The sequence below is a fragment of the Microbacterium sp. Beta genome (assembly GCF_005502545.1).
Taxonomy (GTDB): domain Bacteria; phylum Actinomycetota; class Actinomycetes; order Actinomycetales; family Microbacteriaceae; genus Microbacterium; species Microbacterium oxydans.
In genome coordinates this window covers 32,588-47,175 of the sequence record NZ_SCOG01000019.1, presented here as the reverse complement: position 1 = coordinate 47,175, position 14,588 = coordinate 32,588, and the positions used below count along the sequence as shown (strand labels likewise).

General features: G+C 67.7%; 13 protein-coding genes and 1 pseudogene. 5 read left to right on the top strand and 9 right to left on the bottom strand.

The features are described from left to right. Positions 1–10: 10 nt before the first annotated feature. From FFS56_RS15645 to FFS56_RS15615, 6 genes are all read right to left on the bottom strand, one after another. Positions 11–361, bottom strand: a complete 351-nt coding sequence (locus tag FFS56_RS15645) for a hypothetical protein (RefSeq protein ID WP_127012535.1) — start codon at positions 359–361, stop codon at positions 11–13. Then, on the bottom strand, positions 358–1,026 hold the full coding sequence (locus FFS56_RS15640; RefSeq protein WP_127012536.1) for a hypothetical protein: 669 nt from the start codon (positions 1,024–1,026) through the stop codon (positions 358–360). Before FFS56_RS15640 ends, FFS56_RS15645 begins: the two co-directional genes overlap by 4 nt. Further along, positions 1,023–1,589, bottom strand: coding sequence for a hypothetical protein (locus FFS56_RS15635; protein ID WP_127012537.1), 567 nt, complete (start codon positions 1,587–1,589; stop codon positions 1,023–1,025). Before FFS56_RS15635 ends, FFS56_RS15640 begins: the two co-directional genes overlap by 4 nt. A gap of 81 nt (positions 1,590–1,670) precedes the next feature. Next, positions 1,671–2,306 carry a protein rep gene (locus tag FFS56_RS15630; RefSeq protein ID WP_171011059.1) on the bottom strand — a complete coding sequence of 212 codons (636 nt, stop codon included), beginning with the start codon at positions 2,304–2,306 and terminating at the stop codon, positions 1,671–1,673. A gap of 590 nt (positions 2,307–2,896) precedes the next feature. After that, on the bottom strand, positions 2,897–3,796 hold the full coding sequence (locus FFS56_RS15620) for a type II secretion system F family protein (RefSeq protein ID WP_338068254.1): 900 nt from the start codon (positions 3,794–3,796) through the stop codon (positions 2,897–2,899). Next, positions 3,793–4,803: a TadA family conjugal transfer-associated ATPase gene (locus FFS56_RS15615; RefSeq protein ID WP_231589625.1), complete on the bottom strand. Its 1,011-nt coding sequence runs from the start codon at positions 4,801–4,803 to the stop codon at positions 3,793–3,795. Before FFS56_RS15615 ends, FFS56_RS15620 begins: the two co-directional genes overlap by 4 nt. A gap of 414 nt (positions 4,804–5,217) precedes the next feature. Between FFS56_RS15615 and acs the strand changes: the two genes are divergently transcribed. Beyond that, positions 5,218–7,185, top strand: coding sequence for an acetate--CoA ligase (acs, locus tag FFS56_RS15610; protein ID WP_046746459.1), 1,968 nt, complete (start codon positions 5,218–5,220; stop codon positions 7,183–7,185). A gap of 45 nt (positions 7,186–7,230) precedes the next feature. Here the strand turns inward: acs and FFS56_RS15605 are convergent, their stop codons facing one another. Next, the gene (locus FFS56_RS15605; protein WP_082108520.1) at positions 7,231–7,956 is read right to left on the bottom strand and encodes a TetR/AcrR family transcriptional regulator; all 726 of its coding nucleotides are present in this window, start codon (positions 7,954–7,956) and stop codon (positions 7,231–7,233) included. Here FFS56_RS15605 and FFS56_RS15600 point away from each other — a divergent pair. Continuing rightward, the gene (locus FFS56_RS15600) at positions 7,955–9,742 is read left to right on the top strand and encodes a hypothetical protein (protein WP_137772330.1); all 1,788 of its coding nucleotides are present in this window, start codon (positions 7,955–7,957) and stop codon (positions 9,740–9,742) included. The two genes, FFS56_RS15605 and FFS56_RS15600, sit on opposite strands and share 2 nt — an antisense overlap. Positions 9,743–9,942: 200 nt before the next feature. Next, positions 9,943–10,227 (top strand): annotated as a pseudogene (locus FFS56_RS15595) (acetyl-coenzyme A synthetase); the annotation flags it as partial. Between the two features lie 90 nt (positions 10,228–10,317). Here FFS56_RS15595 and FFS56_RS15590 read toward each other — a convergent pair. Further along, the gene (locus FFS56_RS15590; protein WP_061016521.1) at positions 10,318–10,776 is read right to left on the bottom strand and encodes a RidA family protein; all 459 of its coding nucleotides are present in this window, start codon (positions 10,774–10,776) and stop codon (positions 10,318–10,320) included. Further along, positions 10,773–10,997 (bottom strand): hypothetical protein, encoded by a 225-nt coding sequence (locus FFS56_RS15585; RefSeq protein WP_021199127.1) that lies wholly within the window; start codon positions 10,995–10,997, stop codon positions 10,773–10,775. The genes FFS56_RS15590 and FFS56_RS15585 overlap by 4 nt, the downstream gene beginning before the upstream one ends. Before the next feature lie 89 nt (positions 10,998–11,086). Here FFS56_RS15585 and FFS56_RS15580 point away from each other — a divergent pair, with 89 nt between their 5' ends. Then, positions 11,087–13,648 (top strand): transglycosylase domain-containing protein, encoded by a 2,562-nt coding sequence (locus tag FFS56_RS15580; RefSeq protein WP_233437317.1) that lies wholly within the window; start codon positions 11,087–11,089, stop codon positions 13,646–13,648. Further along, positions 13,639–14,586, top strand: coding sequence for a metallophosphoesterase (locus FFS56_RS15575; RefSeq protein ID WP_233437318.1), 948 nt, complete (start codon positions 13,639–13,641; stop codon positions 14,584–14,586). Before FFS56_RS15580 ends, FFS56_RS15575 begins: the two co-directional genes overlap by 10 nt. Positions 14,587–14,588: the final 2 nt, after the last annotated feature.

Sequence of the window (14,588 nt, the reverse complement as noted above, 5' to 3'; positions counted from 1 at the left end):
TACCTCGGGATCAAGTGTGTGCAGCGGTGACCTGCGAGAAGGTTTCCAGGGTCATGCAGACGAGCGAGTCGCCCAGGGGACGCTCGCGGCGGTGCTGCACGAGAGCAACGAGCTGATCCTCATCGGCCTCGGCGTGCGCGCTGTCGAGGTCGCCACCGATCCGGAACGTCGCCCTGCTGGAGGTAGCGAGGTGCCAGCCCTCGACGCCACGCACGTCGGAGCTGCTCTCCCCGATGGCATCGGAGATCTTCCGGCGCATGGGGCGAGCCTCGGCATCATCGTGGCCGCTGATCGCGAGGTACAGCGCCGTGGCCTCGCGGAACCGGAGGGCGTCCGTCAGATTCCGATTTCGACCGGTCACGACGTGCCCCCACGAAGATTCGGCGTGCCCGCCCCCGCGCTCGCCGCGATGGCCGCCTGCTGCGCCTCGTACGCCACGTCGCCCCTGTACACCGCGTGCACCGTGCTCGTGGTCGGCGGAGCACCGTAGACCTCCTTCACGCGCTGGAGAGCCTCTGCGCGGCGGTTCGGGTCGGTCTCTGCCCACGCCGCCCTCCGCGCGATCTCTCTCTGCTCGGACCATGCCGTGTCGCCATACTCCCAGGGCTGCATCTCCGCGGGCGGCTCACCCGGGGCAAGGTGGACTCGACCCCACCGCGCGACCTGGCGATCTGGATCGTGCACGAGGGCAGTCCAACCTGGGTTGCCGTTGCGGTCCACGTCGGCTGCGATCATCTCCTCGGTGACGACGACGCGGTCGCCGCGGGTGAGGGCAAGCGAGGGAAGTCCACCCCAGAGCGACGTGGTGCGCGGGAGCAGCATGCCGGTCGCCGTAGCGTGCACGACATCACCGGCCTTCACCAGAAGCACGCTCTCGACGTCGGAGACCTGAGACGCCTCACGCACGGCTGCGGCCTCTCGCGCCTCTCGGAGACGCCGGACACCTGCGGGTTCAGGCGCTGCTGCCGCACCCAGCTCGTCGGTCAGCTCGGCCAGTCGTGCAGCCTTGTCGATGTTGTCGCTCATGATGCGACTCCTTTCATTTCTGGATCTGAGGGAAGCTCGGCCCGTATGCCGTCTGCCAGCTCGGTGAGCCCTTCGGCGTCGAGCGCATCAGCAACGAGAGAGGCCAGCTCTGGGGATGCATCGAGAGCGGTGTCCAGGGCTCTCGCGAGCTGCGAGACCTTGGTCCGGTCGGCTGCGACGCTGTCGTGGTTGATCTGGAATCGGTCAGCCAGTGAGTCGAGGGCACGGCGTTCGGCTTCGCCGAGTCGGGCTCCCAACTGGGAGTTGCCAGCGGCGTACGCCGTCGTTCGGGCGGCACGAGCATCGTTAGCGATCTCCGCGAGGCGCTCCACGAGGGCGACCGGCCTGGTCTCCGGAGTCGAGGTGAGGACCTCCTGCAACGCGGGCCGGAGATGCCACTTCAGATGCCGGTACAGAGAATCGCGAGACACCTCGAACTGTCGCGCCAGTTGCGCAATCGGCAGATGCGCCACGAGACCAGCATCGATGTCTCCGACGTGCTGGTGGCTGCACACGGTGCACGATCTGCCGTACAAGGTGACGTTGCTCTGTGGTGCTGGCATGAAAGAACCCTCCATATTCAATATCGACCGGTTCAGCCAATTCCCAGACTCAGCGCTGCATGACGTCTTGGCTCGGCAGGGTCACGAGGGCTTGCAGATGCCCGCCGTTCGCCACAACTGCTTGCCGTAGGTCGCACCCTCGACCTCGTGGAGGAGATCCAGGGCGTCGGCGTCTCCGCGCGTGTAAGCGTCCATGGTGAGACTGGAGAGCGTGGCACTGCCGTCCGCCTTGGGCTTCGTCAGCACGTGCTGCTTGGTCACGTAGCGCACGGCGACGTCGATCTGCTCCACGGGGACGAGGCGGACGTGCTGGCCCATGGTCGAGGCGCTGATGCCCAGCCTGTTGGCTGCTGCGAGGTACCGGTCGCGGAGGGTTAGCGCGAATGCGCGAGCCTCGGTCCGGGTCATTCGATTCTGGAAACAGAGAAGAACGTGTCCGTGCGGATGCCAGCCGCCGACAGGGCGCTCGATCTCGATCACCCTGGCGTACCCGTCCACCTTGGACGACAGCCATCCTGAGGCGTTGACCGCCGTCATCAGCTTCGTGAGATCTCGGAGCATCGGCCCGAGCGCCCTATCGGGCGAGGAGGCGATGGTGTACGTCCACAACAAGGCGTACCTGACTCTGCTGGAGTCGAGAGCATCGAGGAGCTGTCTGCGCTGACGCCGGGCTCGGCGGGCACTGCATCGGTCGCAGAGCGACCCCTTGCAGGTCATGCCGCGTCGGCACTGCGCGATGCTCCGTCGAGTCGTCAGAGCCCGCTGCGCCGCGTTCCTCGCGTACTTGGCCTCTGAGCCGAAAAACACGCCATCTGTTGAGGAATAGATAGAGGAGCGCAGACCCAGGCGGACGGCGTTGGCCTCGCAGATCTCGATACGGCGAGGATGGCGACGGTGGGCGTCGGCTAGTACTGTAGACATCGGAAATCAACCTTCAGCCGCTCTCGTCTTGGTAGGACGCGGGCGGCTTTCCATTTGCCAGCCCGGGCGGCACTCAGCGCCGAGAGTACCCTCTCGGACGCCCCCTGTCTATTTAGTGTTTATACGCGCTAACCAGGGATTCCTTCGTGCCGCATACGCTCTAACCTGTCCACAGGGTTATCCCCAGCTTTGACGCGTAGAAGTGTCATTTGGCTGTGACAGTGGCCATCGTGGTGATCGCGTATTCGGCTGTGGCCGCCCCGGTGTCGTCGCCGAACAGCATGGCCGCGCGGCGGCGGTCGAGCGCAGGGATGTTCTTCATGGTGTTCCTTCTTTCTCTCTGGGCGATGCGTAGGCATCGGATGGTGCTGATGGACTGTTGGCGGTCACAGGGGCATCGGAGTGGATGCGAGGACGCTGAGCAGGAGAGGCGCGACGCCGAGGAGCAGGAAGGCGGGCAGCGTGCAGATACCGAGCGGGAACAAGAGCCGTGTCGAGAGCTTCGCCGCACGGAGCTGCCCCTGGACCCTCGCGGCATGCCGGTCCTGGGCGGCCGCTGCCCGCAGGAGCTCTGCGGCAGGGACCCCTGCAGCGCGGGACAGCTCGAGCACGGCGGCGACCCGCTCGTCGCCGCCTCCGGAGACGGATGTCTGCGAGACCAGGTGCAGCGCGCGGTCGATGGAGGCGCCACCGGCGAGCGCGATCGCGACCAGTTCTGCCCGCATGCCGGGGGTGCCGGGTTCCGGCGCCGCTCTCCTCAGGAGCAGCGATGTCCACAGCCGCGCCGCCACCACGAGGAGGAGGCCGAGAATCACGCAGGCGGCCCCGAGCACACTCCCGAAGATGACACTGAGGGTGTCGAAGCCGAGCGCGAAACCGAGGAGCAGCCCGGCCATGGGCATCCAGAGCAGCAGACGTGCCGTCCCGGCCGGTTCCGCGAGAGCGATGCGCACATCATCGGCAGCAGCGGCGGCATCCCGCAACGTCTCCGCGATCATGCGGAGAACCTCGGCGAGCGGGGCCCCGACCGTCGTCGCGACCTCCCAGGCCGCGGCGAGATCGACCCAGGCCCCGCCCTCTGCTTCGATGGCGTCGAGGAGCGGGATGCCACGATCGAGCCGATCGACGACGGCGCGTGCTGGCACGTCGTCGGTGGCGGCGAGATGCCGCCACGCGACGAGGGGGACCGCTCCGGCCTGCAGCAGCACAGCCAGCGTCTGCACCGACGTCGCAGCGTCCGCTGAGGTCGCATCCCGCCGCTGCGCCGCGCGAGGAGATCGCCTCACCGCCACGGCTGCACCTCCTCGATGTCGAGCCGATCCGCTGCGATGACGAGCCGGCCCGCCTGGCGGATCCGACGGATGCCGCCGGGGGCACGGTCGAGATGGAGGACGATGGTGAATGCGCTCACTGCCTGTCGCGCGAGTGCCACCGCATCCATGCCGGCGAGGGCACCCAGGGCTTCGAGGCGGGCGGGAACGTCACGGAGCCCGCTGGCGTGCAGGGTGCCTGCGCCGCCATCGTGTCCGGTGTTGAGTGCGGTGAGCAGCTCGCGGACCTCTTCTCCGCGACACTCGCCGACCACCAGGCGATCCGGCCGCATGCGCAGAGACTCACGGACCAGGCGGCTCAGCGTGATGCCGCCGGCGCCCTCGAGATTCGGCTGCCTCGCCTCGAGAGCGACGTGGTGCGGATGCCTCGGCCGCAGTTCGGCGACGTCTTCGATCGTCACGATGCGCTCCCCCGGCGCGACCTCGGACAGCAGAGCGGAGAGCAGCGTGGTCTTGCCCGTTCCCGTTCCCCCGGTGATGAGGATGTTCGCCCGCTCGGCCACCAGGCCGAGAAGCCAGGCCTCTTGGCGCGCATCGAACGCGCCGAGCGCAGAGAGGGATCGAAGGTCCGCGGCGCGCACCCGGGGGATGCGTATCGAGAGCGCGGTTCCTGTCGTCGACACCGGAGAGAGCACGGCATGCACACGGACGCCCGAGTCGAGGCGGACGTCGACGCAGGGCGCCTGGTCGTCGAGATGGCGTCCGCCGAGCCCGACCAGCGCGACGGCGAGGTCACGAACCTCACGCTCCGAGGCCCTCCAGGCGGCAGCCGGCTCGGCGCCATTCCCCCGGTCGACATAGAGCCCGCCCGCACCGTTCACGAACACATCGGTCACCGCGTCGTCGATGTGAGGAAGAAGCGGTCCGAACACGGGATCCAGACGGAGGGGTGCCGGCGACGTGGTCTCCTCGGATGCGAGCGAGCGCACTCCCCTGGGCTGGATGACGAAGGAATCAGGCATGACGGCGACGTTATGCGCAGTCGCGGAGGGGGAAGTCCCGAGAAATCCGGATCCTCCAGCGCCTGTGGAGAAACCGGTTCGTCACCCCGTGGTGCAGTGCCTGGCTGCCGGCCGGACCCGAGGATGCTCCGAGGACGCAGAGAGCGCTCCCAAAGGAATGGGCGGCATCTCACGGGGGGAATGAGATGCCGCCCACGACGTTCCACGATTGGGGGAATCGGGCACGCCAAGGCCGGAATGAGAATTCGGCTGTCGTCGAGTGTACGCAAGGCGACCGTCCTGACAAAACCGGCAACACTACCGACTTTCGGCAGTATGCGCGGCGAGGCCGCAGGGATAGATTCGCCCTGACCTGGTCGCCCACCCCCACGACCATGCTCGCAAGACCCGTATGCCGCAAAGGAGCGCCTGCCGATGAGCAGCCAGATCGACCATCTTCTCGACGAGACCCGGAAGTTCGCACCGTCGGAGGAGTTCGTCGCCCAAACCATCTCGTCGCCCGAGCTCTACGAGCGGGCGGCCGCCGACCGCGAGGGCTTCTGGGGCGAGCAGTCCCGTGAGCTGGTGCACTGGCACAAGCCGTTCACGCAGGTGCTCGACTGGACCAACCCGCCATTCGCGAAGTGGTTCGACGACGGCGAGCTGAACGTCGCGTACAACTGCCTCGATCGCCACGTCGAGGCCGGCAACGGCGACCGCGTGGCGCTGCATTGGGAAGGCGAGCCCGGCGACTCGCGCCGCATCACCTACGCCGAGCTGACCGACGAGGTCAAGCGCGTCGCGAACGTGCTGGAGGGACTCGGCATCGGTCAGGGCGACCGCGTCGCGATCTACCTGCCCATGATCCCCGAGGCGATCGCCTCCATGCTGGCCGTCGCCCGCCTCGGCGCCATCCACTCCGTGGTGTTCGGAGGATTCAGCGCCGACAGCCTCCGCTCGCGCATCGACGACGCCGGCGCCAAGCTCGTCATCACGGCGGACGGCGGCTACCGCAAGGGTCGCGTCTCGGCGCTCAAGCCCGCGGTCGACCAGGCACTCGCCGACCGCGGAGACGGCGAGCAGCAGACCGTGGAGCACGTCCTGGTCGTCAAGCGCGGCGAGAACGAGGTCGACTGGATCGAAGGCCGCGACATCTGGTGGCACGACGCCGTCCCCGCAGCCTCCGCCGAGCACACAGCACAGGCCTTCCCCGCCGAGAACCCCCTCTTCATCCTCTACACCTCGGGCACCACCGGGAAGCCCAAGGGCATCCTGCACACCTCCGGCGGGTATCTGACCCAGGCGGCGTACTCGCACAAGTACGTCTTCGACCTGCACCCGGAGACCGACGTGTTCTGGTGCACGGCCGACATCGGCTGGATCACAGGGCACAGCTACGTCGCCTATGGACCCCTCGCCAACGGTGCGACCCAGGTGCTCTACGAGGGGACGCCGGACGCCCCGCACCCCGGCCGCTGGTGGGAGCTCATCGAGAAGTACAAGGTGTCGATCTTCTACACCGCGCCGACCGCGATCCGCTCGTTCATGAAGATCGGCCGCAGCGTCCCCGCGAAGTTCGATCTCTCGTCGCTGCGACTGCTCGGCTCGGTGGGAGAGCCCATCAACCCCGAGGCGTGGATGTGGTACCGCGAGGTCATCGGCGCCGGCAAGACGCCGATCGTCGACACCTGGTGGCAGACCGAGACCGGCGCGATCATGGTGTCCGCCCTCCCCGGCGTGACGGAGACCAAACCGGGTTCGGCCCAGGTGCCGCTCCCCGGGATCTCGATCGACGTGGTGGACGAGCAGGGCGTCGAGGTCGGCAACGGCAGCGGCGGGCTGCTCGTGATCACCGAGCCGTGGCCGAGCATGCTCCGCGGTATCTGGGGCGACCCCGAACGGTACCGCGAGACCTACTGGGAGAAGTTCGAGGACCAGGGCTACTACTTCGCGGGCGACGGCGCGCGCCTCGACGACGACGGCGACCTGTGGCTGCTGGGCCGCGTCGACGACGTGATGAACGTCTCCGGCCACCGCCTGTCGACCGCGGAGATCGAGTCCTCCCTGGTCGCGCACGAGGCGACGGCGGAGGCCGCCGTGGTCGGAGCCTCGGACGAGACCACAGGACAGGCCGTCGTCGCCTTCGTGATCATCAAGCAGAGCTACCTCGACGCGCACTCCCCCGAGGGACTCGCCGACACCCTGCGTCGGTGGGTGAGCGACCAGATCGGCGCCATCGCCCGCCCGCGCGACGTCTACATCGTCGGGGAACTCCCCAAGACCCGGTCGGGCAAGATCATGCGCCGTCTCCTGCGCGATGTCGCCGAAGGCCGCGAGGTCGGCGACACCACGACGCTCGCGGATACCGCGGTGATGAGCGTGATCTCGGCGCAGGTGAAGTAGCGGCGGTCCCGAACGCCTCGTACCGCTGATCGCGGTGCGGGGCGTTCACCGTGCGGGTACGCTCAGCTCCCTCATCCGCTCGCGCACCGTGCGAAACACGGCGGGGTCGAACGGGAAGTCCCCGCCGTCCTCACCCACCAGCCGCATAACCTCGTCGCCGAGCGTGATGGAGAAGTTCACGATCATCCGCGCCTCGGTGGCGTGATTGGCGTCCGCCAGGCGAGCCGATGCCGGATGCGCATCGAGCCAGTTCTCGATCACGTCCTGCAGTCCGGCGCGGCTCGTCCCGGCCGCCCACGACACCGTCGTCGTCGTGCCCGGCTCCCGGGCGAAAAGCGCGAACCGCTTGCGCAGGAGTTCGTCGTCACCCTGCCCGCGGACGGTCTCCATCACGATCCACGAGGCGGCGATCACGAGGTCGTCTCGGTGCGCGCTCAAAATGCGCTCGGTGAGCACAGGGTCGTAGACCAGGGCGGATCCGAAGATCGCATGCTCGAGCGAGGGGAAGTAGTTGAAGAACGTGCTGCGCGACACCATCGCCACTTCGCAGATGCGGTCGACCGTCACGGCGTGAACGCCTTCTTCATAGGCAATTCCGACCGCGGCCTCCTCCATGGCCCGACGCGCGACGCGCATCTTCTTCTCGCGGAGCCCTTCCGTCATCGCCGTCCCTCCTCTCCCTTCATCCCACCCTAGGTCGATCTCCCTGGGTTGCGTAAAAGTTTGGACTGAGTCCATACTTAGCCACGAACCATCAGAAAGGATCGCCATGCCTCACACCGTCGCGCGACGACGTCGGAATCTGGTCTCCCCGCTACGCACCGCAGGTGTGCTGTCCGTAGCCACCGGCCTTGTCTTGGTGGGGCTGCCCGCGATCGCCAGCGCCGCGGAGTCCGAAGCAGGCCACATACTCATCACGACGACTCTCTCCGACGGGACGGCATCCGCTCCGCTCGGCGGCGCGACGGTGACCGTGCTCTCCACCGGCGAGCTCGACCAGGTCATCGCCACCGGCACCACCTCGGCAGACGGAACCGTGTCCGTGCGCATACCCGCGACGGACACCAGCTTCATCGCCGAGGCATCCTGGCCCAGTGCTGTCGGCGACCTCCTCGAACCCGTGGCGAGGAGGGAGTTCAACCCCACGCGGGGAGATGCCGTCACCGTCCCGCTGGAGGGCTCCTTCGGTGAGATCAGCGGCGCGGTGACCGCGACGTCGGATGCCTCCCCTCTCGCCGACCTCTCGGGCGCGAGCGTCACCATCCTCAGTGGCGGCACGGTAGTGCAGCGCGTCGCCGTCGTCGCAGACGGCACGTTCCGATCAGGCTCATTGCCGACGACATCCACCGACGATTACAGCATCCGCTTCGAGCCGCCCACAGGATTCATGCTCGCGGACGCGCAACCGTCGGACAATCCCGCCTTCGCGCTTCCCCGGGGCGAAGAGAGCCCCAGCCTCGTCGATGTGGCTCGCTCCTTCGCGCTCATCTCGGATACCGCAGCACCGACACCCACACCCACCCCCACAGACACCCCGACACCGACGCCCACGCTCTCCACCGACCCGGTACAGCAGGCCTACATCGCGGTCTTCCAGCGCCCGGACGATGTCGGTCTCACCGGCGCTTTCAGCGGCATCTCGGAGCCCGAGCTTGCCGACCTGCTCGCGGCCGCGGCGGGCACACCGAATGTCACATTCCCTCTCCTCAACGGCTCGGGACAGGCGCTCGGCCTCGCGGAGCGGCCGTCTACGAACGAGGCGGCCGCCGCATCCCAGCTACTGTCGCCAGTGGTCTCCAGGCTGCCGGGCGTGACCGTGAACGAGATCTCGCTCACCGCGTTCGATCTCGAAGGGGCTCTGCGCGCCGTCCAGGATCAGCGTGTCCGGCTGCTCGACCAGCAGCTTTCCTCTCAGGTCACGGATGTGCAGAAACGCAACGCCCGCGTGGTCACGCTCAACGCGGCCATCACGGCTCTGAACGCATACGTCGCCGGGCCGACTGATGAGTCGCTGGCCACTGCGATAGCGGCCGCACGCCCGGCCGTGGGGTCGCACGTTCTCCTTTCGGCGACGTCGGACTCCACCGAGGTGAGAACGGCCGCTGCCGACCTCGTCGCAACGCTGCGCGTCGAACGCGACGCCGTCACGAACACTCAGCAGACGGATATGCTGCGACTGGCCGGCTTGACCGACAAGCGCAGTGAAGCGGCCGACCTGATGTCCTCATTCCTGACGAAGATGCAGGGTTCGCAGTCGTCGATCATCGGCAACATGCGATCGACCCCGGTATCGCTCGGCACTGTTCGGTGGGACCGCGCCGCCATCACCGGAGGCTTCGACCTCACCGGCGTCACGGACGGGGAGCACCACCTCATCCTCAGCTTCGACGACATCGGCCTCACCGTCGTTGCCGCGGTGACCGTGCAGCGCAATGAACTCGCCGCGACCGGAGGCGAGTTGAGCCCGGCGCTCTGGGTCGGGGCAGCACTGCTCGTGCTCGGAGCGGGCGCACTGATCGGCTCATCGCTGCGGACGCGGCGCCGTACGCGCGTCTGATGCGGTGACACGGGCGGAGGCCGCCGGCGCCATCGGCGCGGGCGGCCTCGGGCGAGCTCGAGCTGGCGATGCTCCCCATCGTCCGCGAGACTTGTCGCGGTCTCCTCACCGGACCGGGCATCGGGACTGACGACGAGAATGACAACGTCGCCCCTCTCCGCTCAACCCCGACGAACCGATCGCTGACGCATACTTTGACAACAACCGGCCAGGCCGTGGTGGCCTTCGTCATCATCAAGGAGAGCTACCTCGCCGCGCACGAGCCCGCGGGCCTCGCGCAGCAGCTGCGCCTGTGGGTCGGCGAGCAGATCGGCGCCATCGCCCGTCCGCGCGACGTCTACATCGTCGGCGAGCTGCCGAAGACCCGCTCCGGCAAGATCATGCGTCGCCTTCTCCGCGATGTGGCCGAGGGCCGCGAGGTGGGAGACACGACGACGCTCGCCGACACGGCCGTGATGAGCATCATCTCGGCGCAGGTGAAGTAGGACGAGCAGCAGGCAAGAGAAACGCGCCTCCCCATCTCGGGGAGGCGCGTTTCTCTTGCGGACACGACGGAGGACGCCGCCGGGACGCATTCAGGCGAGGAGGAACGTCACCTCGACCTCGACCGGACTGCCGAGCGGGAGCTCCGCGACGCCGACAGCCGCGCGTGCGTGGCGCCCCGCATCACCGAAGATCTCACCGAGGACCTCGCTCGCGCCGTTGATGACGGCGGGCTGCCCCGTGAAACCGTCCGCGGATCCGACGAACCCGCCGACGCGGAGCACACCGCCGATGCGGTCGACGCCACCCGCGGCATCCGCCGCCGCGGCCAGAGCGTTCAGCGCACACGTGCGGGCGTAGGTCTTCGCATCCTCGGCGGAGACGTCGGCGCCCACCTTGCCCGTGGCCGGCAGCGCACCGTCGACGAACGGCAGCTGGCCCGAGGTGTAGACGAGGCCCCCGTGCACGACCGCAGGGACGTAAGCGGCGACCGGGGCGGCGACCGGAGGCAGCTCGATGCCGAGCTCGGCGAGGCGGGCGGAGACGCTCATGCCTGGCCTCCCTCGAACTGGCGGGCGGCCTGTTCTGCGGCGGCGAGGCCGGCATTCGTCGACGCGTCGGACGTGACGGGGCGCTTCAGGTAGGCGACGAGCCCGCCTTCGGGCCCCTGCACGACCTGCACGAGCTCCCAGCCCTGCTTGCCCCAGTTGTTGAGGATGGCTGCCGTGTTGTGGATCAGCAGCGGCGTGGTGAGGTACTCCCACGTGGTCATGGCACTCCTGTCGATCGGGGCGCGGCACCGGAAATCCGGGGCGGGCTCGTCAAAGGCGGTATTCAGGGAACTCCCCTACGATCAAGCGTATGCCCCAAAAGAATCGCACGGTGAGAGGCGTGCTCGGCGGTCTCGTCGGGCTCGTCGGCCTGAGCGCCGTCGCCGGTCTCCTCGTCACGGCCAGCGTCACCCCGGTGCTCGCGATGACCGGCCTCGCAGGCACCCAGGCTCTCACCCTCTTCGATCAGCTCCCCGAGAGCCTCGACCCGAGCACGCCGATGGAGCAGTCGACCATCTACGCGACCGCCCCCGACGGTTCGCAGGTCGAGCTCGCGTCGTTCTACGAGCAGAACCGCGTGCCGGTGACCTACGAGCAGGTCTCCCCCACCCTCTACGACGCGATCCTGTCGAGTGAGGACAAGAACTTCTACAGTCACGGCGGGGTCAACATCGGCGCGACCGTGAAGGCCCTGGTCGACAACGTACGAGGCACCTCCAGCCGTGGTGCGTCGACGATCAGCCAGCAGTACGTGAAGAACGTGCTGATCCAGAAGTGCGAGCAGGACGTCGACACCACGTCTGACACCTACTCGGAAGACCTCCAGCAGTGCTGGCTCGACGCCACCAACGCGACAGGGGCGAAGGGCATCGAGCGCAAGCTGCAGGAGATGCGCTACGCGATCCAGATCGAGAAGGACTTCTCGAAGAACGACATCCTCCTCGGCTACCTGAACATCGCCAACTTCGGTGGAACCGTGTACGGCATCGAGGCGGCCGCGAACTACTACTTCTCCACGACGGCCGCGAACCTCACGGTCGCGCAGTCGGCGACTCTCGCCGGCATCGTGCAGAACCCGAACACCTACCGGATCGACAAGCCGGAAGGCACGATCACGAACTCCGAGGGCGTGGCGCTGAACACGGCCGCGGATGGGTACGCACTCACGAAGGACCGCCGTCACTACGTGCTGGGTCGCATGCTCGCCGACGGCAAGATCACGCAGGCACAGTACGACGAGGCCGACGCATCGGAGATCACGCCTGCGCTCAACCCCCCGACGCAGGGGTGTGCATCCGCCGGAACCAGCGCGTACTTCTGCCAGTACGTGAAGTCGATCGTCCTGAACGACGAGGCCTTCGGGAAGACGCAGCAGGAGCGCACGGATCTGCTCCGCCGCGGTGGCTTGAAGATCTACACCACGCTGGACTACCGCATCCAGAACCCGGCCGCCGAGAGCATGTCCGAGATCGTTCCCGCCAACGCCGACAACCAGAACTTCGGCGCCGCCGGCGTCTCGGTCGAGGTCGGCACCGGACGAATCCTCTCGATGACGCAGAACACCATGTTCACCGAGACGCCCACCGACGACCAGGCCTACACATCGCTGGTGTTCGCCGGTGACAAGGACCACGGCAACTCTGGGGGCTTCCAGGTCGGATCGACCTACAAGCTGTTCACGCTGATCGACTGGCTCGAGAAGGGCCACTCCGTCAACGAGGTGCTCAACGGAAGCGTCCAGACGAATCTGAGGATCCCCGTGTGCGGCGCCAAGCAGAGCACGGACACGAAGAAGATCGGCAACTTCGGCGGTGGCGGCGGTGGGACGAGCTCGGTGCTGAACTTCACGAAGAACTCGCTCAACAGTGGGTACTTCGCGATGGCCTCGAAGCTCGATGTCTGCGACATCAACAAGGTCGCCGACCGGATGGGCGTCACGCTGGCGAACGGCGGCAAGGTCACCGACGAGAACGTGCCGTTCGACGTGCTCGGCCCGAAGAACATCTCCCCGCTGGCGATGGCGAATGCCTACGCGACCGTCGCGAGCGGTGGGAAGTACTGCTCGCCGCGCGCGATCGACCGTGTGGTCGGCGCGGACGGCAAGGACCGCGAGCTGCCGGCATCGTCCTGCACCGACGGAGTCCTGCAGCCCGAGATCGCGGCGACCGCTGCCTTCGCGCTGCAGAGCGTGATGGGCGGCGGCGGCACCGGTTCCCGCGCCAACCCGAACGACGGCACTCCCCTCATCGGCAAGACGGGTACGCACGACCGCTGGTCGACCATGATGATCGAGTCCAGCACCAAGGTCACCACCGCCGTCTGGGCGGGTCGCTGGCAGGGCCAGGCCAACATCTACCAGAAGCGGGCCAACGGCTGGAACCTCAACGACATGCGATACCCGCTGGCCAAGGCCGCGCAGGGGGCAGCCAACGCCGCGTACGGCGGAGACGCCTTCCCGAAGCCCGACGGCAAGCTGACCCGACAGCAGCTGACGACGGTTCCGAGCGTCGTGGGCAAGTCCGTCGAGGAGGCGACCGGCATCCTGACGGACGCCGGCTTCCAGGTCTCCGTCGGAGGAGCGGTCGACAGCGATCTCGCTGCCGGTCTCGTCGCCGGTCAGGACCCCACAGGGGAAGCTGCGAACGGCGCGACGGTCACGCTCACGACCAGCAACGGTCAAGGCACGACCGTCCCCGCCAACCTCGTGGGAATGTCGAGAGCTCAGGCGACCGCTGCGCTCGGAGCGGCCGGCTTCACGGACATCGAGTTCGACAACTCGTGCAATCCGCCGACATCCGTCGTAGGCAACTCCGACCCTGCGCCGGGCACTGCGGCCAGCAAGTCCACCGCCGTGCGTGTGACGTGCCAGTAGCGGCAGGCCGCGGCGCACACCCGGCCCTCATCGCGCTCGGCGCGGTGGGGGCCGTGGGTGCCGGTGCCGCGATCTGGGGCGTCGGCATCGAACGGTACCTGTTCACCGTGCGCGAGGCCTCAGCAGTGGCCCTCCCGCCCGGCGCAGCACCGCTGCGCATCCTGCACATCTCCGATGCGCACATGGCGCCGTGGCAACATCGCAAACAGGACTGGCTCGCCTCCCTCGCCGAACTGAAGCCCGACCTCATCGTGAACACCGGGGACAATCTCGGCCATGAGAACGGACTCGACGGCATCCGGCGTGCCTTCGCTCCTTTCGCCGGTATCCCCGGCGTGTTCGTGCACGGCTCGAACGACGTGGCAGCGCCGTCTCCGCGGAACCCTTTCCGCTACTTCCTCGGCCCATCCAAGAAGAACCACAAACCGGAGCTGCTCGACACCGACGCGATGGACCGGTACTTCACGGATGAGTTGGGCTGGACCGACCTGAACAATGCCGCAGCACGGTTGCGCATCGCAGGCACCGACGTCGATCTCTTCGGCGTCGACGACGCCCACCGTGACTGGGACCGGCTGGACGCGCTTCCCGACGCGATCTCGGCACTCGGCGCTCGTGACGCGGCGGCGCCCGTCCTCGGCGTCACGCACGCGCCGTATCAGCGGGTGCTCAACGGCTTCACCGATCTCGGTGCCGATGCGATCCTCGGAGGCCACACGCACGGCGGTCAGGTGTGCATTCCCGGGTACGGGGCTCTCGTGGCGAATTGCGACATCCCGCTCAAGCAGGCCAAGGGGCTCAGCACCTGGTCGCACGGCGGACGCACCGTGCCGCTCAACGTCAGCGCGGGGTGCGGACACTCCATCTACGCGCCGGTCCGCTTCGCCTGTCGACCCGAGGCGACGCTTCTCACGCTCACGGCACAGCCTCGGCGCTGAGC

What these genes read in the sequence shown, in the direction of transcription:
- FFS56_RS15640 (WP_127012536.1), bottom strand. Translation starts at nt 1,026, where the DNA reads ATGAGCGACAACATCGACAAGGCTGCACGACTGGCCGAGCTGACCGAC.
- FFS56_RS15635 (WP_127012537.1), bottom strand. Translation starts at nt 1,589, where the DNA reads ATGCCAGCACCACAGAGCAACGTCACCTTGTACGGCAGATCGTGCACC.
- FFS56_RS15630 (WP_171011059.1), bottom strand. Translation starts at nt 2,306, where the DNA reads ATGACCTGCAAGGGGTCGCTCTGCGACCGATGCAGTGCCCGCCGAGCC.
- FFS56_RS15615 (WP_231589625.1), bottom strand. Translation starts at nt 4,803, where the DNA reads ATGCCTGATTCCTTCGTCATCCAGCCCAGGGGAGTGCGCTCGCTCGCA.
- acs (WP_046746459.1), top strand. Translation starts at nt 5,218, where the DNA reads ATGAGCAGCCAGATCGACCATCTTCTCGACGAGACCCGGAAGTTCGCA.
- FFS56_RS15600 (WP_137772330.1), top strand. Translation starts at nt 7,955, where the DNA reads ATGCCTCACACCGTCGCGCGACGACGTCGGAATCTGGTCTCCCCGCTA.
- FFS56_RS15605 (WP_082108520.1), bottom strand. Translation starts at nt 7,956, where the DNA reads ATGGCGATCCTTTCTGATGGTTCGTGGCTAAGTATGGACTCAGTCCAA.
- FFS56_RS15590 (WP_061016521.1), bottom strand. Translation starts at nt 10,776, where the DNA reads ATGAGCGTCTCCGCCCGCCTCGCCGAGCTCGGCATCGAGCTGCCTCCG.
- FFS56_RS15585 (WP_021199127.1), bottom strand. Translation starts at nt 10,997, where the DNA reads ATGACCACGTGGGAGTACCTCACCACGCCGCTGCTGATCCACAACACG.
- FFS56_RS15580 (WP_233437317.1), top strand. Translation starts at nt 11,087, where the DNA reads ATGCCCCAAAAGAATCGCACGGTGAGAGGCGTGCTCGGCGGTCTCGTC.